Source organism: Candidatus Campbellbacteria bacterium, assembly GCA_028817035.1.
GTDB lineage: Bacteria > Patescibacteriota > Minisyncoccia > Phycocordibacterales > JABAAK01 > JAPPQH01.
In genome coordinates this window covers 1-4,679 of sequence record JAPPQH010000001.1, presented here as the reverse complement: position 1 = coordinate 4,679, position 4,679 = coordinate 1, and the positions used below count along the sequence as shown (strand labels likewise).

At 40.1% G+C, this 4,679-nt stretch carries 4 protein-coding genes; 2 read left to right on the top strand and 2 right to left on the bottom strand.

Features of this window, described 5'->3' with window-relative positions; translation table 11 throughout:
- On the bottom strand, positions 1 to 1,777 hold a 1,777-nt coding region (locus OXU73_00020), incomplete at its 3' end, for a hypothetical protein (GenBank protein MDD9867718.1).
- 122 nt (positions 1,778 to 1,899) lie between these two features.
- Between OXU73_00020 and OXU73_00015 the strand changes: the two genes are divergently transcribed.
- Positions 1,900 to 2,187: a hypothetical protein gene (locus OXU73_00015; GenBank protein ID MDD9867717.1), complete on the top strand. Its 288-nt coding sequence runs from the start codon at positions 1,900 to 1,902 to the stop codon at positions 2,185 to 2,187.
- Between the two features lie 695 nt (positions 2,188 to 2,882).
- A complete protein-coding gene (locus tag OXU73_00010; protein MDD9867716.1) occupies positions 2,883 to 3,863 on the top strand; it encodes a hypothetical protein in 981 nt (326 codons plus the stop codon).
- Positions 3,864 to 3,939: 76 nt separating this feature from the next.
- Here the strand turns inward: OXU73_00010 and OXU73_00005 are convergent, their stop codons facing one another.
- Positions 3,940 to 4,404 carry a hypothetical protein gene (locus OXU73_00005; GenBank protein ID MDD9867715.1) on the bottom strand — a complete coding sequence of 155 codons (465 nt, stop codon included), beginning with the start codon at positions 4,402 to 4,404 and terminating at the stop codon, positions 3,940 to 3,942.
- Between the last annotated feature and the right edge of the window lie 275 nt (positions 4,405 to 4,679).

Sequence of the window (4,679 nt, the reverse complement as noted above, 5' to 3'; positions counted from 1 at the left end):
TGCCACAGTTGTTATTCCAAGGAGCAGCATTGCCACTGCCACACACACCAATCGCCGTGATTGTTGGTGCAGTTTGTGTGGGTGGGGGTGTTGGAGGTGGCGTTGGTGCTGGTGGTGGGGTGTCTATTATTGGCAGCGTTGGAGTTGTAAATGTAGATATATCAACAACAGAGAAAGTGTTATTGTTGTTTGTAATATAAGCATTGTTTCCACTTATCGCAATACCCTGAGGACTGTTAAACAAATTGGTTGGTGCTGGCGTTGTTGCGACATCGCGAGATGCTATGGTGTTGTCTGATATGTTGATGATAGACAATCTGTCTGAGCCACGGTTTACCACATAAGCATAACCACTACCTTCTTTTACGGCGATTCCATGAGGACGGTTAAACCCTGCTATTGACGGGCTACTCACCACCGTAGGACTTGTTGCGTTTGTTAGGTTAAGTATGGAGAGTGTGTTGTTTATGTTTGTCACATAAGCATAGTTTCCTCTGATGGCGATTCCATAAGGACTATTAAACCCTGCTATTGACGGGCTACTCACCACCGTAGGACTTGTTGCGTTTGATAAATTAAGTATGGAGAGTGTGTTGCTCCTACGATTTACGACATAAGCATAACTACCTCTTATTGCAATACCTTGGGGATTACTAAACCCAGTGATTGATGGGCTACTCACCGCTGTAGGACTTGTTGCGTTTGTTAGGTTAAGTATGGAGAGAGTGTTGCCCCTACGATTTACAACATAAGCATAGTTGCCTTTTATGGCGATTCCATAAGGACGGTCAAACCCAGTGATTGATGGGCTACTCACTACTGTAGGACTTGTTGGGTTTGATATGTTGATTATAGAAAGAGTGTCATTCCGATTAACCACATAAGCATAATTACCTCTTATCGCAATACCTTGAGGACGGTCAAAACCAGTGATTGGTGTTGTTGTTCCATAACTTCTCACAGGAACCTGGCCTAAATAAACGTGTGAAACATTTGCTGGATTTGCGGTGTCTGTAGCACGGACACAGAGATATCTTACTGCTGATTGTTTTGCCACAGTTATTGTTGCTGTTTTGCTCGCTACACCACCTAAGAGGGCGAATGAATTGGTATATGACGATTCTGTGGTCGGACAAGCACTGGTTGTATGTAGGAACCACTTTGCAGTTGTTCTAACACCAACATTGTCTGTGACTGTGATGGGAACAGATAAAGTATTGTCTGTACTTGGTGGCACCGTTCCTGTGATTGTTGGCGCTGTCTTGTCTATGGTAATCGTTACTGCATTTGATTTCTGACTGCTACCTGGTTCTGCTACTTGTATCTTGTATGTTCCTGGAGTTCTTGGTGTTCTCCAGGATCGCAAAAGTGTTATGTGATACCCCTTTCCTGCACCTGTGACACTACCTGCCGAAGGACAAGCATATTCATTTATAAATGGGTTTTTGTTTGAAAATCCAGTTGAGAATGTGTCTGGTACGGACACATCGTTTATGTATACACTAAGGTTACTTGTTGCTCTGCCTGGACGACAACCCAAGATATATGCAATCTTGTTGTTAGAAGTTGACCCTCCGTTTGTAACTCTTGGACAGATATCTGACCAAGGACCAATAATGCCCTCACCACACACACTAATCGATGTAATGGTCGGTGTGGGAGTAGTCTGCGCTTGGACTTCGGCTGTAGAACCACTGCTGTGCAATTCTACCCCAACAATTCCGACAAGCCCAACAATCCCAACAAAAATAAAAAAGGCGACAAAAACAAAGATCAAATTTATTAAAGATTTTCTGGGAATTTTATGCATAATAAAAACACCAAAGAACAAACTGATGTAAACACCATTTTACACCACTTTCACAAGACCTTCATAAAAAATGATACTATTGAAGGTATATGACCGATATTTTTTCAGTAGAGATTATTCCCTTCATAGCGCTTGGAATGATAGGCGGTTTCGTCCGCGGACTTGTCGGCTTTATGAAAAGCACAAAAAGTAAAAAGAAGTTTGACCTGCTATACCTCTCATTTAGCTTGATTACAGGTATCGTCTTGGGCGGATTTGCTGGAGTTTTTGTCACCGACCCAAGATTCGCGCTCCTCGCAGGATATGCCGGAACCGACTTCATAGAAGGGCTATACAAAATGAATATAAAACCAAAATTAACCCCACCTGCAAAATAGCGATATATTGGAGGGGGTGAGTCCGACCCTTGCAAGCCCGCGAGATAAGGAAAGTAATGGATTGTTGAGGTCCAAGTCCGACCGCAACGAGCCTGCGAGTTGCGTCAAGCGAGCGGCGGAGCCACGAGCGATAATAAATAGGGGCGAGGCGGTGAAACCGCCGAGCGATAGTAAATAGAAGCGAACGAAGTGAGCGATTGCGAGTTGCGCCAAGCGAACAGCGGAGCTGTTCGCGTTAATAAATAGGGGCGAGGCGGTGAAACCGCCGAGCGATAATAGATAATAAATGATGTGGTTTTATCTTATATTATATATAATATATTATATATAATATAATGCTAATAATGTGATGGGTAAGGAGGCGAGGCAGCAAAATCAGATGATTTACCTATATCCTATCACTCAAAAATTAAAACCTACTGTTAACCCAAAAACCCCTTTGTTTTCAAGCTATTTCCAAAAAACCCTTGATTTTACTGACTTGATTTGCTTAATAGTAAAAACCTACTATTAACCCAAAAACCCCTTTATTTTCAACCCATTTCCAAAAAACCCTTGATTTTACTGACTTGATTTGCTTAATAGTAAAAACCTACTATTAACCCAAAAACCCCTTTATTTTCAACCCATTTCCAAAAAACCCTTGATTTTACTGACTTGATTTGCTTAATAGTATGTAATATACTTAAAGGACAATGAAAAAAGAGATAGCAAAAATAATAAAAGAGAAAGGGCAAGCAACACCCAAGATAATAAAATCTGAGTTGGGTCTGAGCTTGGTTACCATACACAAATATCTCAAAGAATTACAAACAGATGGATCTATAGAAAAGATCGGTCAAACTCCCAAAATATATTACCAATTTGTAAAAGATGTGCCCGAAGACTACAAGATAAAAAGTAAAATCATTGAAGACAATTTTATAAAAAAAGACCCCATCGGCAACCTATACACAGGCACAGAAGCTTTTGCCCTTTGGTCTAAAAGCAACCTCAAAAAATATACCCTAAAAGAAAAGATAAAACTATACGAACAAAGAATAAAAGAATTAAAATCCCTCAAAAAAGACGGAGTGTATGTGCTTGATGAAAAATTGCAGGACTTTCAAAAGCAAACAGGAGAAAAAATATACCTACAAGAAGTGGTATGCGCCATGCCATACACATTACCCGATTTTGGAAAAACCAAAGAAGCAATTTTTTTGGGAATCGCAAAAGACGGAAGAGAGAAAGACAAAAAATTTATTGACCAACTGATAGATTTATTCACTCCACCCCTTCTCACATACATTCGCCAAAGGAAAATAGATGCCGTTGCTTTTATCCCACCATCCGCGACAAGAAAATTACAAATTATGAATATTGCCACCAAAAGTTTCAAAGAAATATCTGACCTGCCAGTTATTAAAATACAAAAAATACACGGACAGATTTCACAGCAACAAAAGTTTTTGAGCGACATTAAAGAAAGAGTGACAAACGCAAACCTGTCGTTTCTCATCCCTGATTATAAAGAAAGACATACAAATGTCCTACTTATTGACGACCTTGTGGGATCAGGCGCAACCATCAACCAAATCGCAAAAAAACTTGTAGAAACAGGTATAGCAAAAAAAGTCTTTGGCATAGGTATGATAGGCATTAAAAAAGGATTTAATGTCGTGAAAAAAACCTAAAAAGATCCCTGCGATATAAAAAGAAAAGACCCAAGTTAGAGAAAACTAACTTGGGTCAATTCCTTAATTCTTTCCATCACCACCCTCCATTTTCTTCAACATCGCCATCGTTTTGCTTGTTTCGTTTTTGTGCTTTCAGCCTTTCCGAACACTCTTCTATAATTCTTGGGATGCTGAAGGTGTCTTCCATTTTTTTCTCTGTTTTTAAAGCTTTCAATCTTATCTCAAGACTCTCCACTTTTTCCCTTGAGCTCTCCATTTCTGCTAAGACATTATAATATCTCACCTCAACACCTTGTTGTGTTTTCAAGGCATTGTTCAGTTCCTCCTCGGTAGATATTATATTTTCTTGCATCTGCTTTCTGGAAGTTTCAATCATATCCAAAACTTCTCCCATACTTTCTGCCTCTATTACTTTGCCCTCAATCTCGGAAATACGATGAGGTGGTTTGCTATTAGAAGATACTGCACTATTTTCCTTTTTTCTCTGGGCTTGGTGTTGCCTAAGCTCCCGCTTCCAAGATTCATCATCTCTACCCATCTTCTTTCTCCTCTCCTTGAAACCACATGGCTTTCGCCCAATCAGTAAACTTGTTTCGTTTTAGAAAGAATTCTAAAACTTGCTAAAATAATATCAAACAACTCCCCACTTGTGAAGTCCCCCACCCCAAACATCCCATAAGATAAAGAGGAATCATTGGGGTCGCCTTAGAAATACGCCCCACCCACCGCCCTTAGCAACTAATAACTTTTACGCCCATAGAGGCGCAATATATGTATATAAAAGAACAGGTCCAGGAGTAGATTTTGGAACAA

Excerpts from the sequence above, each read along its gene's own strand:
- OXU73_00005 (MDD9867715.1), bottom strand. The coding sequence starts at position 4,404 with ATGGGTAGAGATGATGAATCTTGGAAGCGGGAGCTTAGGCAACACCAA.
- OXU73_00015 (MDD9867717.1), top strand. The coding sequence starts at position 1,900 with ATGACCGATATTTTTTCAGTAGAGATTATTCCCTTCATAGCGCTTGGA.
- OXU73_00010 (MDD9867716.1), top strand. The coding sequence starts at position 2,883 with ATGAAAAAAGAGATAGCAAAAATAATAAAAGAGAAAGGGCAAGCAACA.